General features: G+C 69.3%; 15 protein-coding genes. 7 read left to right on the forward strand and 8 right to left on the reverse strand.

Going from position 1 to position 19,058, the window contains the following annotated elements; all coding sequences use genetic code 11:
* Nucleotide 1: 1 nt before the first annotated feature.
* Genes ACAG24_RS03280 through ACAG24_RS03290 form a run of 3 tightly spaced genes read right to left on the reverse strand, consistent with a single transcriptional unit; the run spans nt 2 to nt 6,560 of the window.
* A complete protein-coding gene (locus tag ACAG24_RS03280; RefSeq protein ID WP_370471242.1) occupies nt 2-1,273 on the reverse strand; it encodes a hypothetical protein in 1,272 nt (423 codons plus the stop codon).
* Nucleotides 1,270-2,616, reverse strand: coding sequence for a M1 family metallopeptidase (locus ACAG24_RS03285; protein WP_370471243.1), 1,347 nt, complete (start codon nt 2,614-2,616; stop codon nt 1,270-1,272). Before ACAG24_RS03285 ends, ACAG24_RS03280 begins: the two co-directional genes overlap by 4 nt.
* A complete protein-coding gene (locus ACAG24_RS03290) occupies nt 2,613-6,560 on the reverse strand; it encodes a Pls/PosA family non-ribosomal peptide synthetase (protein WP_370471244.1) in 3,948 nt (1,315 codons plus the stop codon). The genes ACAG24_RS03285 and ACAG24_RS03290 overlap by 4 nt, the downstream gene beginning before the upstream one ends.
* Nucleotides 6,561-6,779: 219 nt before the next feature.
* On the opposite strand from ACAG24_RS03290, the gene ACAG24_RS03295 reads away from it, so the two are divergent.
* Nucleotides 6,780-7,808, forward strand: coding sequence for a TerC family protein (locus ACAG24_RS03295; protein ID WP_370471245.1), 1,029 nt, complete (start codon nt 6,780-6,782; stop codon nt 7,806-7,808).
* A 67-nt stretch (nt 7,809-7,875) separates the two neighbouring features.
* The gene (locus ACAG24_RS03300; RefSeq protein ID WP_370471246.1) at nt 7,876-8,286 is read left to right on the forward strand and encodes a hypothetical protein; all 411 of its coding nucleotides are present in this window, start codon (nt 7,876-7,878) and stop codon (nt 8,284-8,286) included.
* 14 nt (nt 8,287-8,300) lie between these two features.
* Here the strand turns inward: ACAG24_RS03300 and ACAG24_RS03305 are convergent, their stop codons facing one another.
* Nucleotides 8,301-8,822, reverse strand: a complete 522-nt coding sequence (locus tag ACAG24_RS03305) for a 2-oxo-4-hydroxy-4-carboxy-5-ureidoimidazoline decarboxylase (RefSeq protein ID WP_370471247.1) — start codon at nt 8,820-8,822, stop codon at nt 8,301-8,303.
* A gap of 82 nt (nt 8,823-8,904) precedes the next feature.
* On the reverse strand, nt 8,905-9,390 hold the full coding sequence (locus ACAG24_RS03310; protein WP_270713681.1) for an inorganic diphosphatase: 486 nt from the start codon (nt 9,388-9,390) through the stop codon (nt 8,905-8,907).
* Nucleotides 9,391-9,512: 122 nt separating this feature from the next.
* Here ACAG24_RS03310 and dacB point away from each other — a divergent pair, with 122 nt between their 5' ends.
* The 5 genes from dacB to ACAG24_RS03335 are packed head-to-tail and all read left to right on the forward strand — an operon-like array spanning nt 9,513 to nt 15,739.
* A complete protein-coding gene (gene dacB, locus ACAG24_RS03315) occupies nt 9,513-10,883 on the forward strand; it encodes a D-alanyl-D-alanine carboxypeptidase/D-alanyl-D-alanine endopeptidase (protein WP_370471248.1) in 1,371 nt (456 codons plus the stop codon).
* Complete coding sequence (locus ACAG24_RS03320; protein ID WP_370471770.1) at nt 10,874-11,950, forward strand: Rv3626c family coenzyme F420 biosynthesis-associated protein; 1,077 nt, start codon at nt 10,874-10,876, stop codon at nt 11,948-11,950. Before dacB ends, ACAG24_RS03320 begins: the two co-directional genes overlap by 10 nt.
* The gene (gene tilS, locus ACAG24_RS03325) at nt 11,929-12,885 is read left to right on the forward strand and encodes a tRNA lysidine(34) synthetase TilS (RefSeq protein ID WP_370471249.1); all 957 of its coding nucleotides are present in this window, start codon (nt 11,929-11,931) and stop codon (nt 12,883-12,885) included. Before ACAG24_RS03320 ends, tilS begins: the two co-directional genes overlap by 22 nt.
* Before the next feature lie 34 nt (nt 12,886-12,919).
* Nucleotides 12,920-13,495, forward strand: coding sequence for a hypoxanthine phosphoribosyltransferase (gene hpt, locus ACAG24_RS03330; protein ID WP_445206160.1), 576 nt, complete (start codon nt 12,920-12,922; stop codon nt 13,493-13,495).
* A gap of 21 nt (nt 13,496-13,516) precedes the next feature.
* The gene (locus ACAG24_RS03335) at nt 13,517-15,739 is read left to right on the forward strand and encodes a molybdopterin-dependent oxidoreductase (RefSeq protein WP_370471251.1); all 2,223 of its coding nucleotides are present in this window, start codon (nt 13,517-13,519) and stop codon (nt 15,737-15,739) included.
* On the opposite strand, the gene ACAG24_RS03340 is transcribed toward ACAG24_RS03335, so the two are convergent.
* From ACAG24_RS03340 to ACAG24_RS03350, 3 genes are all read right to left on the reverse strand, one after another.
* Nucleotides 15,736-16,479 carry an SIMPL domain-containing protein gene (locus ACAG24_RS03340; protein WP_370471252.1) on the reverse strand — a complete coding sequence of 248 codons (744 nt, stop codon included), beginning with the start codon at nt 16,477-16,479 and terminating at the stop codon, nt 15,736-15,738. The two genes, ACAG24_RS03335 and ACAG24_RS03340, sit on opposite strands and share 4 nt — an antisense overlap.
* 36 nt (nt 16,480-16,515) lie before the next feature.
* The gene (locus ACAG24_RS03345; protein WP_370471253.1) at nt 16,516-17,832 is read right to left on the reverse strand and encodes a PE-PPE domain-containing protein; all 1,317 of its coding nucleotides are present in this window, start codon (nt 17,830-17,832) and stop codon (nt 16,516-16,518) included.
* 134 nt (nt 17,833-17,966) lie between these two features.
* The gene (locus ACAG24_RS03350) at nt 17,967-18,917 is read right to left on the reverse strand and encodes an alpha/beta fold hydrolase (protein WP_370471254.1); all 951 of its coding nucleotides are present in this window, start codon (nt 18,915-18,917) and stop codon (nt 17,967-17,969) included.
* Between the last annotated feature and the right edge of the window lie 141 nt (nt 18,918-19,058).

Below are 19,058 nucleotides of genomic sequence, written 5' to 3' on the forward strand. Positions count from 1 at the left end.
CTCAGTCATCGATGGCAGCATAGGTGGGCGCGGTGCTGCGGCGGTGTCCGGCAAGGGCCGTCAGGTGCACGGCGATGCCGACCACGGGTCCGCACATCAGGGCCACCACGGTGCGAGTCTGCAGGTCCAGCGGTAACAGCAACAGCAGCGTCGACGCCACGGTGGCGATCACCCATCCCGAGGCATAGGCGCGATGCAGGGCGGCCGCGACGGTGGCTGCACCGGTCAGCGTCAGCAGCGCGATACCCACCGCGGCGGCGGTCAGCCACCCCAGCAGCGCGCCGTCGGCGACATACTGCGCGCCGAAGGCCTCGCGCAGCAACCACGGCCCGAAGGTCGCCGCCAGCACCACACCGGCCGCGCCGACGGCCCCGACGAGCGCCGACGGCGCGATGAGCGCCTTGAGACGGTGGTCGCGGTGATCGACGAAGTGCGCGATCAGATTGCCCTGCATCGCGGTGAGCGGGACCAGCAACGGGGCCCGCGTCAGGGTCACCGCCAGGATCACCACGCCGCCCGCGGCCCCGAGATCGTCGGAGGTGGCTTTGAGCAGGACGGGAAAGCCCATCACCAGGATGGCGCTGGCGCCCGCAGCCGCGATCGAGTGTCCGGTGCCGCGCAGAAACGTCACGGTGCCGACGGACGTTCGCACCCGCGCCGCGGCTCGTGTCACCGGGGACGCGACCACCATCAGCAACCAGCCGAACGCGCCGGCGACGGTCGCCCACAGATAGCCGCCGAGTCCCCAGCCGAGAATGAAGCCGGCCACCGCGACGGCCACTCTCAGCACGGCGTCGGTGACCATCAGCGCGCCGTACTCGCCCCACCGGTTCATCCCGGCCAGGGCGCCCAGCAGCGTGGTGTGCAGGCAGAACCCGGCCAGCCCGGCGCACAGCAATACGACGCTGAGCAGGCGGGCATCGGTGAACACGTGACCCGACCACAGCGGGGACGTCACGGCGATGGCGGCGGCCGCCGCGAGCCCGACCGCCGCGGCGACGCGCAACGGGTGCGTATGGCGGCCCGCGGGATCAGCGGAGGGAGAACGTACTTCGCGTGTCGTCTCCTGCAGCAGCCCGAACGCGGCACCGCTGGCCAGGCCGAACGCCCCCCAGAAGACTCCGAACACCGAGAACCCGGCCGGCTCGAGATCGCGGGCCGCCAGGTACAGCACGGCGTAGCCGCACAGCGCCGAGATCGCCGTCGCCGCCCCGACCCGGACCACGCTGGCCCGGCTCACCGCGCCTGAGGGCCCCGCGGTCGCGTCGGTCACGAGCCGTTGTCCAGTGGTGGGACCCGCGTCGAATACAACCAGGCCGCCCACAGCGAGCGCAGCGAGTCGTCGGCGTACTGTCCGGCCAGGCCGATGAAATCGTCGGTGACCACGCTGCTGTGACGGTGCAGAGTCGTCCAGTCACGAAGCAGCGCAAAGAACTTGGCGTCGCCGATGCGTCTGCGCAAGGTGTGCAGGGTGAGCGCCCCGCGCTTGTAGACGCGGTCGTCGAACATGTCGCGCGCCCCCGGGTCGGCGAGGACGAGGTTCTGTGCCGAACTCTTGAGGCGGTGGTGGTAATGACGGGCCCATTCGTCGGTGCTGCGTTCGCCGCAGTGCTCCGACCACAACCACTCGGCATAGCAGGCGAACCCTTCGTGCAGCCAGATGTGGCGCCAACGTTGCACGGTGACGGAATTGCCGAACCACTGGTGCGCGAGTTCGTGCGCGATCAGGCGCTCCGACCCCCGCTTGCCGTCACAGTGGTTGGCGCCGAAGATCGAGATTCCCTGCGCTTCAAGCGGAATCTCGAGAGCATCATCGGTGACCACGACGGTGTAGCCGGTGGCGAGCGGATACGGCCCGAACAGCTGCGTGAACAGTTTCATCATCTGCGGCTGTCGCCCGAAGTCGTGGTCGAAGGCGCCGCGCAGCCGGCCGGGCAGCACCGCGAAGATCTCGACGCCGTTCTTGGCCATCCGGTGCCTGTCGTACACGCCGATCTGCAGGGTCATCAGGTAGGTCGAGGTGGGCTCCGCCTGTTCGTAGACCCACGTCGTCATGCCTGCACGGGCTCGCTTGGCCAGCAGTTTGCCGTTCGCCAGCGCGAAATAGGGGCTCTCGGTCGCGATCTGGATGCGGAAGCTCGCCTTCGCGCTCGGGTGGTCGTCGCACGGGAACCACGACGCCGCACCGTTCGGCTGGCCCGCGACGAGGGCGCCCTCGGTGAGTTCCTCGAAACCGACCGCGCCCCAGAGGGATCGGATCGGGCGGGGGGTTCCGCCGTAACGGACGGCGACCGTCATCGCCGTGCCCGCGGCCAACCGTTCCGACAGGGTGATGTGCACTTTTCCTGCGGCCGTCCGGAATTGAGCGGGACGCTTGCCGTTCACGGTCACCCTGGTCACCGACAGCGCGCTCGACAGGTCGAGGGTGAAGGTTCGGAGCTCGGCCAGGGTGACGGCCGTGATCGTCGCCGAGCCGGCGAGGCGGTTGATCGCCACCTTGTACTCGAGTTCGAGCTCGTAGCGCGACACCCGGTAGCCGAAGTTTCCTGCGCCGGGCAGATACGGATCGATGACGGGGGGCGCGCTCTTCTTCGCGGCCCGTTTGCGCACCGTCACGCGGCCGCGGACTTCTTGGGTTTCGGATCCGTTGCGTCGCCTCGCTTCTTGCGGGGCGGGTTCCACGGTGCGATCGGATTGCCCTGCCACCGCGTGGACGCGGGTACCTCGTCGCCGCGCATCACCAGCGAGGCCGGCCCGACGGTGGCGGCCGCGCCGATCCGCGCCGCGGGCAGCGCCACGCAGTGCGGACCCAGCGTGGCGCCCTCGTCCAGGATCACGGTGTCCATCCGCATGATCCGGTCGTGGAACAGGTGGGTCTGCACGACACATCCGCGATTGACGGTGGCACCTCTGTCCAAGGTCACCAGGTCGGCTTCGGGAAGCCAGTAGGTCTCACACCACACGCCGCGTCCGATCTTCGCGCCCAGGGCCCGCAGCCACAGGTTCATCACCGGCGTACCCGATGCGGCGCGGGCGAACCACGGTGCGGCGACGGTCTCGACGAAGGTGTCCGACACCTCGTTGCGCCACACGAACGACGACCACAGCGGATGCTCGATCGCCGTGATCCGGCCTACCAGAAGCCATTTCGCGATCACAGCGATACTGCCGGCCACCGCGCCCGCGGCGAGCAGGACCAGCCCGGCGGCCAGGGCCGCCCAGAGCCAGCCGAAGGACCCGGCGAGCGCCTGGATGGCGAACAACACTGCCACCCCGATCGCGAACGTGACGATCACAGGCACGAACCGGAACGTCTCGACGGTGGCGCGCAGCGCCTTGAGCCGCGGCGACGGGTGGAAGGTGCGCAGCGCGTCGGCAGCGGTGGGCTGGCGGCGCAGCCGCACCGGGGGGCTACCCAGCCAGGACGAGCCCGCCTTCGCCTTGTGCGGCGTGGCCGACAGCACCGCGACCAGGCCGTCGTCGGGAACCCGGCGCCCCGGCTGGGTGATGCCCGAGTTGCCCAGGAACGCGCGCTTGCCGACCGTGGCCCGTGCGACGTGGATCCAGCCGCCGCCCAATTCGTAGGACGCCACCATGGTGTCGTCGGCGAGGAACGCGCCGTCGTCGACGACGGTGAACTTCGGGATCAGCAGCGCAGTCGAGATCTCGGTTCCCTTACCGACTTTCGCGCCCAGCAGGCGCAGCCACCAGGGTGTGAGCAGGCCCGCGTAGATCGGGAACAGATAGTTGCGTGCGCCGTCCATCAGGCGTTCGGTGGCCCACAGTTGCCAGCCCGAGCGGCTGCGCACCGGGTGGTAGCCCTCCCGAAGGCCCAGCGACAGCCCCCGCACACCGAGGAATGTCAGCAGCGCGTAGGCGACGACGGCCGCCAGCGTGGCGGGTACGACCCACAGCAGCGCGGGCACGATCGCCGACGTCACCGTCGACGTGCCGCGCACGCCCCATCCGATGACCGCGAGACCGACGGCGAGCGCGGCCAGCGGCAGAGCACCGAGCAGCATCGACGTGACGCCGTACATCGCCACCCACAGCGGCGCACGGGGCGGGCGATGGTCGGGCCACGGGTGTTTGGCCTTGCCGGACTTCACCGCCGGTGAGCCCTTCCAGTACTGGCCGTTCTTCACCTTGCCGACCACTCCGGAGCCGGGCGCGACGTCGGCGTTCTTGCCGACGACCGCCCCGGGCAGCAGCGTCGTGCGTGCACCCACGGTCGCGTCGTTGCCCACCGTGATCGGTCCCACGTGGAACAGATCGCCGTCGATCCAGTGCCCGGTCAGGTCGACCTCGGGCTCTATGGAGCAGCGGTGCCCCAGGGTCAGCATCCCGGTCACCGGAGGGGCCGAGTGCAGGTCGACGCCGGTGCCGACCTTGTTGCCGAGCAGCCGGGCGTAGTAGACGAGCCATGGCGCCCCGGCCATGTTCTCGGCGCCGCTGGCCTCGGCGAGCCGTTCGGCCAGCCACACCCGCAGGTGCACCGAGCCGCCGCGCCGGTACGTCCCGGGCTGCAGACTGCCGACCAGAATCCGCGCGCCGAACACCGCGATGCCCATGCGTCCCGGTGGGGTGACGAACAGCAGGAATCCGACGAGCACCCACCACCAGTCGATGGGTCGCGCCCACTCGACCAGCGAGAGTTCGGCGGCGACATTGTTGGCGATCGCCAGCCACACCACCCACTGCATTCCGGTCAGCATGGCCAGCGGCACCGTCAGCGCGACCTGCACAGCCTGCGTCAGCCGCGACACCGGCTTGACGACCCGCGTCTCCACCGCCGGGGGTGGGTCGAGTTCGTCGAGATAGCCGGCGAGCGAGCCGAGACGCGGATGGTCGTAGAGGTCGGCGACGGTCACCTGCGGATAGCGTTGCCGCAGTGCGGCGATGAGCTGCGCCGCCGACAGCGATCCACCGCCGAGCGCGTGGAAGTCGGCCTCGGGTCCGTCGACCGGCGCCGCGAGCACCTCGCGCCACAGCCCGGCCAGCCAGCCCAGGGTGCCGCCTCCCAGATCGACGTCCTCGGCGCCACCTTCGGCGTCACCCACGGGCCACGGCAACGCGTCGCGGTCCACCTTCCCCGATGTGCGGGTCGGCAGTTCGTCGACGACGACCAGACGCGGCACGAGCGCCGCGGGCAGCGACTCCGACAGCCTGGCGCGCGCCTCCTGCACGTCGAAGGTCCCTTCGAGACCAGGTGCGACGGCGATGTATCCCACGAGAAGCGGTGTGCCGGTCGCCGTCTTGCGCACCGCGGCCGCTCCGCCGCTGACACCGGGCAGGTTCACCAGCGCGGTGTCGACCTCGCCGAGCTCGATTCTGCGGCCGCCGACCTTCACCTGGTCGTCGGCGCGACCGACGAAGTAGAGCCCGTCCAGCTCCAGCCGCACCAGGTCGCCGCTGCGGTAGGCCCGGCTCCACGCCAGTGTCGGGAACGCCGCGTACTTCTCGGCGTCCTTGTCCGCATCGAGGTAGCGCGCCAGCCCGACCCCGCCGATGACGAGTTCACCGACCTCGCCGACCGCGACCGGTTCGCCCTGTCTGTCTACGACGGCGAGATCCCAGCCCGGCAGAGGCAGGCCGATACTGACCGCGCTCTTACCGTCCAGGCGCGCCGCGCACGCGACGACCGTCGCCTCGGTGGGGCCGTAGGTGTTCCACACCTCGCGGCCCGCGGAGTCAGGGCCCGCCGCGAGCCGCTCGGCGAGCTCGGGAGGGCAGGCCTCACCGCCGAAGATCAGCAGCCGCACCGCCTCCAAAGCCTCGGCGGGCCACAGGGCCGCCAGCGTCGGCACCGTCGAGACCACGGTGATGTCACGTGAGACCAGCCACGGGCCGAGGTCCATGCCGCTGCGCACCAGCGATCGCGGCGCCGGGACCAGGCATGCGCCGTGGCGCCAGGCCAGCCACATCTCCTCGCAGGACGCGTCGAACGCCACCGACAGCCCGGCCAGCACCCGGTCGCCGGGGCCCAGCGGGTTGTTCTGCAGGAACATCTTCGCCTCGGCGTCGACGAACGCCGCCGCGTTGCGGTGGGTGACCGCCACGCCCTTCGGGGTTCCCGTCGACCCGGAAGTGAAGATGATCCATGCGTCGTCTCGGCTCAGCGGCGCCGCGGCGCGCCACCCACGCGACGAGCCCGGCCCGCGTACCAGCCCTTTCTCCGTGATGATCGCGACGACTGCTGCCTCGGTGAAGACCAGATCGGCCCGCTCCTGCGGGTCGTCGGCGTCGACAGGGACATAGGCCGCACCCGCGGCGAGGGTGGCGAGGATCGCGACGTAGAGCGCGTAGCTGCCCGACGGCATCCTGATCCCGATGCGGTCGCCGCGGCCGATTCCGCGGGCGCCCAGCCACGCCACGCTGTCCTCGACATCGGAGATGAGCTCGGCGTAGGTCAGCTGCACGGTGCCGTCGTCGATCGCGGGCGCGTCGGGGAAGCGGCGGGCCGTCTCGTTGAGGATGTCGATCAACGTGCGTGACGCGGACGCGTACGCCGACAGCAGGTATTGACTGGGGATCTCGGGGGTTCGATCCGGCGCTGTCACGGGTACAAACTACTAAGCGTCCGGGGTGACCTCTTGTCGTCGGGCTGCTCGTTTCGCGTGTCGGGCGGCCGACTGGCATGATGAGCAGCTTGGAGGGGAGTATTCCTTCGCCGCAGTGTCGTCATCACGTCTTCCGTGGTCGGAGGACCGGTGCTGCGGGCCTACCGCCGGTGGCGGTGGTGGAAGAGACCTCCGGCGTGTGAAACGACCGGAGGTTCGATGAACGTAAGTGGCCTTGAGTGGGGCATCACCCTCGCCGTGACGATAGGCATCCTGCTTTTCGATGTCCTCGTCATCGGGCGCAGGCCCCACGAGCCGTCCAGACGCGAGACCGGAACAGCGTTGACGATCTACGTCGGGCTGGCCATCGCGTTCGGCATCTGGACGTGGGTGTTCCACGGCCACCAGTACGGGGTCGAGTTCTTCGCGGGCTGGCTCACCGAGTACAGCCTGTCGGTGGACAACCTGTTCATCTTCTTGATCATCATGGCCAGCTTCAAGGTGCCGCGGATCTATCAGCAGCAGGCGCTTCTGGTCGGCATCATCTTGGCGCTGATCTTCCGCGGCATCTTCATCGCACTCGGCGCCGTCGCCATCAACCAGTTCTCGTGGGTTTTCTACCTTTTCGGCGCGTTCTTGATCTACACCGCCATCAAGCTGGTGAGGGACACCGACCACGACGACGACGGTGACAACGCGGTGGTGAAGTTCGCCCAGAAGCGGATGAAGTTCACCGACCAGTGGGACGGCCTGCGGCTGTGGGTGAAAGAGAACGGCCAGCGCCTGATGACGCCGATGTTCCTGGTGATCATCGCGCTGGGCACCACCGACCTGCTGTTCGCGCTCGACTCGATCCCCGCGATCTACGGCCTCACCCAGGAGCCGTACCTGGTGTTCACCGCGAATGTGTTCGCACTGATGGGCTTGCGCCAGCTGTACTTCCTGCTCGGCGATCTGCTCAAGCGGCTGGTGTACCTGTCGCAGGGGCTCGCGTTCATTCTCGGGTTCATCGGCGTGAAGCTGCTGCTGCACGCGCTGCACGAGAACGAGCTGCCGTTCATCAACGGCGGTGAGCACGTTCCGGTGCCGGAGATCCCGACGCTGGCCTCACTGGGCGTGATCATCGTCACGCTGCTGATCACGACCGCGGCGAGCCTGTACAAAACGCGCGTGCACGACGTCCGCAATAACGCCACGTCAACCAGCGATGAGGCACCGGCGGATCAGCAGAACGACCACACCCGCTGAGCGCTCGTTGCGCTCGCGCTGATCGCAAAGAGTGCGTCGCACCCGGCCGGCTGGCTAGCTTGGCCGGGTGCGGCTTTTCGTGGCAGATGACCGGCTCGCCGACGGCGTGAGCGAGCTCACCGACGGCGACCAGCAGATCGTCCGCGTCGCCGCGCCGGACCTACAGCAGGCCCGGCGGGTGCGCGCCCGGATCCGTGCGGCGGACGACGTGGCGGTGATCCTCGACATCACGGTCGCGGTCGCCGGTGATTTCCGTTCCGCCCAGCGGGTTCTGGGTCCCCTGGACGACGGCGACGCACGGACCGTGCACTACGCGGGCACCGTCGACGGCCTGGCGGGTCTGATCGCCGACATCGCGACCGCAGGGGTTGCCGACGGCGTGACGCTGATCCCGGCGGCATCTCAGCAGGACGTGGCCAGGGTGGGACGCGACGTCCTCGGCCGGCTGGGATCGCTGGAACAGCCGCGCGCGTCCTGACCAGCGGGCCGGCTTCACCAGTTGTCGTAGCCGCCCTCGGGGCCGAGCATGCGTTCCAGGCGGGTCCGGTTGATCCGCGCCAGTTCGTTGCGGACCACCTTGCGTTCGGTCTCGATGTCGTTGTGCAGTCGGTCGTGCATGGTCGCGAGCACGTCGTCGGCGCAGTAGCCGTTGACGAACATCACGAAGCCGAACCCGAAATGGTCGAGGTAGGCCTTCGACGCGGCCGCCAACTCCGACATGATCTCGGGCCGGTCGTCGACAATCGCGCACTGTTCGGCCTGCGACTTCTCACTGCCCGGCCGCCTGCCCACATCGGGATAGGCCTGCAATATGGAGTCGATCGAGTCCTCGGCGAGGCCGAACAGCAGCGTGTCGGCGAACCGGAACAGCCGGTCATGGCAGTCGAAGGGGCGCGCGCGCGCCAGGTCCGCGGCCAGCGGCACGCTGTAGCAGCATTCGTAGACGGCGTGCACAGCGCGGCGCATCGGCATCGCGTTGAACGCGTCCAATCCGATTCCCTGATGCAGCAGCACATCGCCATGATCGGATCGTCAAACGGCACGGGCGTTACGCCGTGTTACAGCCACGCTAATTCACGCGCGGCGGCGAAGGGACCTAGTGCCCTTCGGTCTTGAACCGCTCGATCGAGCGGTTGATCTCGGCCTCGGCCTCTTCGCGGCCCACCCAGTCGGCGGCCTTCACGAACTTGCCGGGCTCGAGGTCCTTGTAGTGCACGAAGAAGTGCTTGATCGCGTCGAGTTCGAAGCTCGACACATCGCCGATGTCCTGGATGTGGTCCCAGCGCGGATCGGCCAGGACGCACAGCACCTTGTCGTCGCCGCCCTTCTCGTCGGTCATCCGGAACATCCCGACGGGACGGGCCTCCAGGATGCAGCCGGGGAAGACAGGCTCGGGCAGCAGCACGAGCGCATCCAGCGGATCGCCGTCCTCGCCGAGGGTGTCTTCGATGTAGCCGTAGTCCGTGGGATAGCCGAACGCCGTGAACAGGTAGCGGTCCAGCTTGACCTTTCCGGTCTCGTGGTCCACTTCGTACTTGTTGCGCGAACCCTTCGGGATCTCGATGAGGACATCGAACTGCACGGCCGTGACTCCTAGGTGTGTGCTGGTCTGCTGACGACGCGGGTCAACCCTAAACGAGGGATACCCTGCACTACAGAGGCGGCTGGGGTGGTCCCGGCGAGCCGGGCAGGATCAGGAGAGAAATGCGGCCCACACGGTGGCGTCGATCCACGTACTGGGTCGTCGGGGTGTCGGTGCTGCTCCTGGTCGTAGTCGTGGTTGCCGCGGCGGCACTGGTGGCCGCGCGGCAGCCGGGCGAGCAGGTTGCCGTCGAACCGGTGCCCGCGCCTGCGACCGCCGATCCGGGGGTGGTACCGGTCTCCGATTCCGCCGACATGCCCACACCCGGCGGCCTCGCTGCGGCGCTGCGCGTGGTCGCCGCCGACCCGAATCTGGGCACGTTCACAGGACGCATCACCGACGCGCTCACGGGCGAGGAGCTGTGGGCGCAGGGCGCGACGGTGCCGATGCAGCCCGCGTCGACGAACAAGGTGCTGACCGCGGCGGCGGCGCTGCTGACGCTGGACCGCGATGCCCGCTTGACGACGCGGGTGGTGTCGACGTCGCGGGGCGTCGTCGCGCTCGTCGCAGGCGGGGATCAGACGCTGTCGGCGGCGCCGCGCGACGAGGACACCTGGTACCGGGACGCGGCGCGCATCTCCGAGCTGGCCGACCAGATCCGCCGCAGCGGGGTCGACGTGAAGTCGGTTCAGGTGGACGTGAGCGCCTACAGCGGGCCGACGATGGCGCCCGGCTGGGATCCGCTGGACATCGATGGCGGCGATATCGCGCCGATGGAGGCGGTCATGCTCGACGGCGGGCGCACGCAGCCGGTCAGCGTCGAGTCGCGACGCTCCCGCACACCCGCGCTGGACGCGGGCCGCGCGCTGGCCGCGGCATTGCGCGTCGATCCCGCCAAGGTCACCGTCGTGACCAGGAGCGTGGACGGCGACGAGATCGCGTCGGTGCAGTCGCCACCGCTGATGGAGCGGCTGCGTCAGATGATGCACAGCAGCGACAACGTGATGGCCGAGTCGATCGGGCGCGAGGTGGCCGAAGCCCGTGGTCTGCCGCAGAGCTTCGCCGGTGCAGCCGAAGCCGTGCTCGACAGCCTCGACGAGGCGGGCATCGACACGGCCGGAGCCCGGCTGCTGGACTCCAGCGGTCTGTCGATCGACGACCGCCTGACGGCCGCGACCCTCGACGGAATCATCCAGGCCGCGGCGGGGGATTCGACGCCGGCACTGCGTCCGATGGTCGACCTGCTGGCGATCGCCGGCGGCAGCGGCACCATGTCGAACCGGTATCACGACACCGAGGCCGGTCTGGCCGCGGTGGGCTACCTCCGCGCCAAGACGGGCTCACTGACCGGGACCAACACCCTCGCCGGCATCGTCACCGACGAGAGCGGGCGGGTGCTCACCTTTGCGCTGCTGTCCAATGACGCGGGCCCGACCGGGCGAACCTCGCTCGACGCGTTCGCCGCCACCCTTCGATCATGCGGATGCCGATGACCTCGAAAACCAGTAGCGGCTTCAACGTCGGCAATGCCGTCGACTGGAACCTGGCTGCCGTTCTGGGCGGCAAGCTGGCCCGCCCCGAGCCGCAGACCACCGACTACACCCGCAACCAAGCCGTCGAGCAGCTCGCGGAATCGGCGCGGGCCTCCGAGCTGCCGGTGCGCGAGGTCACCGGCCTCATCGAGGGCGGCGAGATCCCCGAGGCGCGAATCGTCGACCGGCCCCAGTGGATTCGCGCCGCGGCGCAGTCGATGCGGGCGATGACGGGCGGTGGTCACGCCGACGGTGCGAAGCCCCGGATGCTCACCGGTCGCATCGCAGGTGTCCAGACGGGTGCGGTGCTCGCGTTCGTGTCGTCGGGAATTCTGGGCCAGTACGACCCCTTTGCCGACGGCGGGGGTGAGCTGCTCCTGGTGTATCCCAACGTGATCGCGGTGGAACGTCAGCTGCGGGTGATCCCGAAGGACTTCCGGATGTGGGTGTGCCTGCACGAGGTCACCCACCGCGTGCAGTTCCGCGCCAATCCGTGGCTGGCCCAACACATGTCGAATGCCCTTTCGGTCTTGACCGACGACGCCGGCGACGACATCACCAAGATGGTGGGCCGGCTGGCCGATCACGTGCGCGACCGGCAGGTGGTGGTCAAAAACGGTGAGCCCGAACTGGGTTCGACCGGCGTGATCGGGCTGCTGCGCGCGGTGCAGTCCGAGCCGCAACGCAAAGCCCTCGATCAGCTGCTGGTGCTCGGCACCCTGCTGGAAGGGCATGCCGAGCACGTCATGGACGCCGTCGGCCCCGCAGTGGTGCCGTCGGTGGCGACCATCAGGCAGCGCTTCGATCAGCGCAGGCAACGCAAGCAGCCCCCGCTGCAGCGGCTGCTGCGCGCGTTGCTCGGTGTGGACGCGAAGATGAACCAGTACACCAAGGGCAAGGCCTTCGTCGACGACGTGGTGGCCAAGGTCGGCATGCAGCGGTTCAACACCATCTGGACCGACGCCCAGACCCTCCCTCTCCCAACGGAAATCGATGAGCCGCAGCGGTGGATCGACCGGGTGCTGTAGCCGAGCTGCGGGCGGCGCTCACCGCCTTCGCGGGGGTCTACACCGGCGGTGAGGGCCGGTGGTGTGTGGCGCTCTCGGGTGGTCCCGACTCGCTCGCACTCGCTGCCGCCGCTGCGCCGCTGCGGCCGACGACGGCGCTGATCGTCGACCACGGGCTGCAGCCGGGGTCGTCCGCGGTGGCGTCGACCGCCAGAGAGCAGGCCCTGTCCGCGGGATGCGTTGCCGCAGAAATTCTCTGCATCGATATCGGCACCGAGGGAGGGCCGGAGGCGGCGGCCCGCAGCGCCCGCTACCGCGCCCTGGATACCGCCAGGGAGGGCGCCCCGGTGCTGCTCGCCCACACGCTCGACGATCAGGCCGAGACGGTATTGCTCGGCCTGGGCCGCGGATCGGGTCCCCGGTCGATCGCGGGGATGCGGCCCTACGACCCGCCGTGGTGCAGGCCGCTGCTGGGCGTGCGGCGCGCCGTCACGCACCGCGCGTGCGCCGAACTGGGACTCACCCCGTGGCACGACCCCCACAATGCCGACGCGCGCTTCACCAGGGTCCGGTTGCGCAGCGAGGTGCTGCCGCTGCTGGAGGGCGCGCTGGGCGGCGGGGTGGCCGAGGCGCTGGCGCGCACGGCGACCGCACTGCGGGAGGACACCGACACCCTGGACGGCATCGCCGCCGACATCCTCGCCGGGATCGACGGCGATCCGCGCACCGAGGCGCTGGCGCCGCTACCAGACGCGATCAGGCGCCGGGTCATCAGGGGCTGGCTGTTGGCCGGGGGTGCCCGCGGGCTGACGGACAAGCAGATCCGCGCCGTCGACGAACTCGTCACCCGCTGGCGGGGGCAGGGCGGTGTCGCCGTGACCGGCGATCGGGCCCGCGAGCGGTTGTTCGCCCGCCGCACCGACGGCAGGTTGACACTGCACCGCGAACCCGTCTGACGTCGGCGTGAACCTCTCCCGTTACGCTGTGGACGTGCCTGCGCATGCTGCGGACCTGTATCCCGGCGACATCAAATCGGTGTTGCTGTCCGAAGAGCAGATCCACGCCAAGACGGCCGAACTCGCAGAGCTCATCGCCGCCGACTACCGCGCCGCCGGGGCCGGACAGGACCTGCTGCTGATCACGGTGCTCAAGGGCGCGGTCATGTTCGTCACCGATCTCGCCAGGGCGATCCCGCTGCCCACCCAGCTGGAGTTCATGGCCGTCAGCTCGTACGGCTCGTCGACGTCGTCGTCCGGTGTGGTGCGCATCCTCAAAGACCTCGACCGCGACATCAACGACCGCGACGTGCTGATCGTCGAGGACATCGTGGACTCGGGTCTGACCCTGTCCTGGCTGCTGCGCAACCTCGCCACCCGCCGGCCGCGCTCGCTGAAGGTGTGCACGCTGCTGCGCAAGCTCGAAGCCGTCCGCGCCGACGTCGACATCGAATACGTCGGTTTCGACATCCCGAACGAGTTCGTCGTCGGCTACGGACTCGACTACGCCGAGCGGTATCGCGACCTGCCCTACATCGGCACGCTGGATCCGAAGGTTTACGAACACTAGCCCGCGGCGCATGATGCAGGCGTGACCGAAACAGCCCTGCGCATCTGTCCTTTCTGCGAGGCCACCTGCGGCCTGACGCTGACCATCGACGACGGTCGCGTGACGGGCGCGCGCGGTGACCGTGACGACGTCTTCTCCGCCGGCTTCATCTGCCCCAAGGGGGCGAGCTTCGGTGAACTCGACAACGATCCCGACCGGCTCGCCGCGCCGCTGGTCCGCCGCGACGGGGTGCTGTCAGAAGCGACGTGGGAGGCGGCGTTCGCCGCCATGGCCGACGGCCTCGCCGCCGCTGTCCGCGATCACGGTGGCACCTCGGTCGGTGTCTACCTCGGAAATCCGAACGCCCACACCGTCGCCGGAGCGCTCTATCCGCCGCTCATCATCCGCGGGCTCGGCACGCATCAGGTGTTCTCGGCGAGCACCCTGGACCAGATGCCCAAGCACGTGTCGCTGGGGCTGATGTTCGGCAGCCCGGTGGCCTTCCTGGTACCCGATCTGGACCGCACCGACTACCTGGTTGTCATCGGGGCCAACCCGCTCGTGTCCAACGGCAGCCTGGCCACCGCGGCTGACTTTCCCGGCAAGCTGCGGAGGCTGCGCAAGCGCGGCGGGCGGCTCGTCGTCATCGACCCTGCCCGGACGCGGACCGCCGAGCTGGCGGACCGCCACCTCGCACCCCGGCCGGGCACCGACGCCGCACTGCTTCTCGCGGTGGTGCACGTGTTGTTCGAGGACAACCTCGTGAACCTCGGCTCGGTGGCCGAGTACATCGCCGGAGTCGACGAAGTACGCTTTCTTGCAAAGGATTTCGCGCCTGGGGCGGTAGCGGATTACTGCGGTGTCGACTCTGACGAGATCACGACGCTGGCGCGAGAACTGTCCGCCGCCCCGACCGCCGCGGTGTACGGACGGATGGGCACCTCCACCGTCGAGTTCGGTACGCTGGGCAGCTGGCTGGTCGACGTCGTGAACATCCTGACCGGCAATCTGGACCGGCCCGGCGGCGCGATGTTCCCGCTGTCGCCGATCGCGGCGGGTCCGCGCGGTCATCGGCCGGGCCGCGGATTCCGCACCGGACGCTGGCACAGCCGTGTCTCCGGTCATCCGGAAGTGTTGTCGGAGTTGCCCGTTGCCGCACTCGCCGAGGAGATCGAGACGCCGGGAGACGGACAGATCAAGGCGATGATCACCATCGCGGGCAATCCGGTCCTGTCCGCGCCCGACGGGGACCGGTTGGACCGCGCGCTGGACAGCGTCGGGTTCATGGTGAGTGTCGATCCCTATCTCAACGAGACGACACGGCACGCCGACGTCATCCTGCCGCCGCCACCACCGTCGCGCAGCCCGCACTTCGACTTCGCGCTCAACGGCCTCGCGGTCCGCAACAACGCGCGCTACTCGCCTCCCGCGCTGCCGCTGGACGGCAGGCCGGACGAAGCCGAGATACTGTCACGAATCGCGTTGGTGCTCTACGGAATCGGCTACGACGCCGATCCGTCGCTGGTCGACGAACAGGTCATCGCGACCACCCTGGCCAAGGAGACCGCCGACGAGGGTTCCCCGGTGGCCGGCCGTGCCGTCGACGAACTGACGGCGATGCTGCCCCCGGGCCCCGGCTACGAGCGTCGCCTGGACATGATGTTGCGCCTCGGGGCGTACGGCGACGCGTTCGGCGCCAGGCCCGACGGTCTGACGCTGGCACGACTGAAGGCGGCGCCGCACGGCATCGACCTCGGCCCGCTGCAACCCCGACTCCCGGATCTGTTGCGGACACCGTCGGGCAAGGTGGAACTCGCACCGCCGCAATGTGTTTCCGATACGGCTCGGCTGCGTGACGCGCTGTATCAGCGGGCCGCAGGCGGGTACGTGCTGATCGGCCGGCGGCATCTGCGGTCCAACAACAGCTGGATGCACAACCTGCCCGCACTCGCCGGCGGCAGCAACCAGTGCACGCTACGGATCCATCCCGACGACGCCGCCGAACTCGGGGTCACCGACACCGCGATCGTCAAGGGCCCCGGCGGTGAGCTGGTGGTGCCGGTCGAGCTGACCGAGGACATCCGGCGCGGCGTGATGTCTCTGCCGCACGGGTGGGGCCACAACCGGTCCGGCACCGGACAGACGCTGGCCGCGCGTCAACCGGGCGTGAACGCCAATCAGCTCAACGACGGGTCGGTGCTGGACCCGCTGTCGGGCACCGCGGTGCTCAACGGGATCCCGGTCGTGGTCGGGCCGGCGAGTTAGGTCAGTTCCCAGATCACCGTCACCGAGAAGCCGACGGTCTGCTCGCCCGGCTCCATCGGCACCGCAGCCTCCAATGCGCGCGGCGACTGCATCGGCATCGGCACGGGCGGTTGCGCGCCGCCCGATTCGGAGATGGAGATGACCTTGCCCAGGGTCAGGTCGGAGAGCTCGGCGTACTGTGCGGCGCGGTCCTTGGCGTCCTCGAAGGCGCGTGCTCGGGCGTCGCGCACGAGTTGCGAGTCGTCCTCGATCGAGTAGGCGATCGAGTTGATGCGCGTGGCATTGCCGCCGGTGCTGACGACCAGACCGATTGCCTCGGAGGCCTTGTCGAGGTCGCGGATCGTGACGTTGACGGAATTGGTCGCGCGGTAGGCCGCGATCGCGGTGCTGTCCGCGCCGTACTGCGGCTGCAGATCGGCAGCCGTGGTGGCGATGTCCTTGCGGTCGATGCCGAGCCCGACCAGCCCGTCGATCACCGCCTGCTGACGCTGGTTGGTCTGGTTCATCGCCGACGTCGCATCGGCCTCCAGGAATTCCATGGACGCGCTGACGGTCAACGTGTCCGGGGTGCCCTGCACCTCGCCGGAGCCGACGACCGTGACCTGGCGGGTATCCGGGCTCGGCTCCAGAGTCGGAGCGCTCTGCGCATCGCAGGCCGTCGACGCCGCTACCGTCGTCGCCGCCGCGGCCAACGCGATCGCAAAGTTCCTGACTTTCCTCGCACCCGCTGAAGTCGGCATGCCCGGCACCCTAGCCCGGTAGTAGATGCGGATGGGTTATTCGTCGGGTTGCGCGTCGTCGTCGCCTGTCGGTGCGGACTCCTCCGGCGCGGTGTCGTCAGCAGAAGGCTGCACGTCGGGCACGTCGTCGGAGTCCTCGTCGGCGGGCGCGGCGTCGGTCTCGTCCGGGGGCGCCTCCCGCTCGCCGCCGGGACCGTCACCCGGCGGCTCGCTGTCCGGGCGGGCTGCGGCGTCGGTGTCATCGTCAGCGGCGGACGCGGCGGACTCCGGGATGTCCTCGTCGGCCGCGAGGAGGGCGGCTTCATCCGCGTCCTCTGCGACGTCCTCGGCGGCGTCCTCGGCCGGTTCCGGCGGCTCAGCGAGGTACGGGCGGTCGTAGGCCTGCTCGACGATCTCCTTGAGCGGATCGTTCAAAACATCCGCCAGCCAACCGAATCCGAGCATCCGCAGCGGCGCGAGCAGCGGTAGGTTCTCGGTCGGCACGAACACGTAGGTGGTGTTGCCCTCGGTCCACACCGTGTTGGCGGGATCGTCGATGTCGACGCCGGTGTAGTCGAGGTGGATGCGTGAGAGGACGCCGCCCCCGATGTTGAGCAACGCCAGCAGATTGAACGGGTTGTCGGGGAAGTCGGCGATCGGGTCGTACTGGCGGACGATGTCGAGGACCTTGTACTGCGTCTGCGGCATCGCGGGCAGCCTGCCGCCGTACCCGTGCCGCGGATTTCCGATCAGCACGAACGACAACTGGTCGGGACTCGGAGCGTCGACGTCGCCGGCATGCTGACTCATCCACCGTCCGGCGACCACCGCGCCGTGGCTGAAGCCGAACACGACGGTGTTCGCGGCTGCGGCGGCGCGGGCCTGGTCGGCCGGTGCCAGCCGATCCATCAGCAGATGGACCCCGGCCGTGGTGGAGAACGGCAGGTAGGGCATCACGTCGCAGCCGCCTGACGAACACAGCGACCCCTGCAGCGCGTCCCGCAGCGACCACACGGGCCACAGCGGGGTGACCTCGATGACGCTGCTCGGCGCCGAGTCGATCGCCGTCGCCGCGGAGGCGGCGGGTGGGTGTGCGACAGGGAGCGCGGCGGCCAGGGCGACCAGTGGGGCGACGGCGTAGCGGGAACGGCTCGGTCCGGCCGCCGGCTCCGGCGCCTGTTGGTCGTCGGCGAGGGATCCGAGGAGGTCGTCGAGGACGGCGGAAATCAATCCGTCCCGATCGACGAAGTGCCGCAGCAGGATGGCCGCGCTGACGCCGATGTGGTCGGCGATGTCATCGAGGCCGGCCTGCGGGCCGAGTTCGGCGAACGCGTCGCGCGCGGCGGCGATGAGGGCGGGATCGTCGGGAGGCATCGCTCTCGGCTTACGCAGCGTCGGTCGTCGCATCACTGGGCCCCCCGTCGCCACCGATATTGACGTGGGCGGAATACCCGGTTGTGACTGCGATCACACCCGAGTATGTGGCGGCCGTTGGATGGCGCGGGACGTCAGCGCAGAGGTGTGAGGAAGTCCAGCAGGATGCGTGACACCTCGTGGGGCCGCTCCTCGGTCAGCCAGTGGCCCGCGCCGTCGATGATCACCTCGCGGTAGTCGCCGGTGACGACCTCGCCGGCGCGGTCGCGCGGCGTGTAGGCCAGCGTGACGTCCTCGCTGCCTCCGATGAACAGCGACGGCACCGTGATCGTCGGGGCGGGCGTGTCCGCGGTCAGCTCCCAGTTCTGATCGAAGCAGCGATACCAGTTCAGCGGCGCGGTGAAACCGCCGCGCGTGAACTCGTCGACATAGACATCGAAGTCCCCCTGGCTGATCCAGTCGGGAATGCCTCCCGGTTCGGGGATGCGGTCCAGGAAGCCTCGCGCCTTTCCGTCGCCGACCAGCGCCTCGCCGCTGCCGCCCATCGCGAACAGCCGCCGAAACGTCGTCGCGGGATCGCGGTCGAGCTCGGCGTCGGCAGGCCCCTGCTCCTGGAAATAGAGGATGTACATGAACCGGTCACCGAAGACCCGGCGGAAGGCCTGCGTGGTGGGCACTTTCGGCCTCGGCACCGGCGGCAGGCTCAGGCCGGCGATCGCCGAGAAGCGCTCGGGCCGCAACAGCGGGGCGCCCCAGGCCACCACGGCGCCGAAGTCGTGGCCGACCAGCGCCGCCCGTTCGGCGCCCACGTCGTCGAGCAGTCCGACCACGTCGTCGGTCAGCGTGGCGACGTCGTAGGCGTCGACAGCGGCGGGTTTGTCGGATCCGCCGTAGCCGCGTTGGTCGGGCGCCAGCACGTGAAAGCCCGCATCGGCCAGTGCCCGCACCTGATGCCGCCAGGTGAAGGCCAGCTCGGGAAAGCCGTGGCAGAGCACTACGACGGGCGCCCCCGGCTCGCCTGCCTCGGTCACCCGGAGGGTCACACCGTTGGTATCGACGTCGCGCTGGAAGAGGCCGGCTGCCATGCCCTCCAGTGTGCGCACCGATCGCGATTTCAGCCGAATTCGCGATCCGGATGCACACTGGGCGCGAGCAGCCCAACCGTCGGGAACTTCCAGACGTTGGTCTAGCGGTAGCCTTGACTATTCCAGCTGCGCGTATTGGAA

The organism is Mycobacterium bulgaricum (assembly GCF_041287165.2).
Classification (GTDB): Bacteria; Actinomycetota; Actinomycetes; order Mycobacteriales; family Mycobacteriaceae; genus Mycobacterium; species Mycobacterium bulgaricum.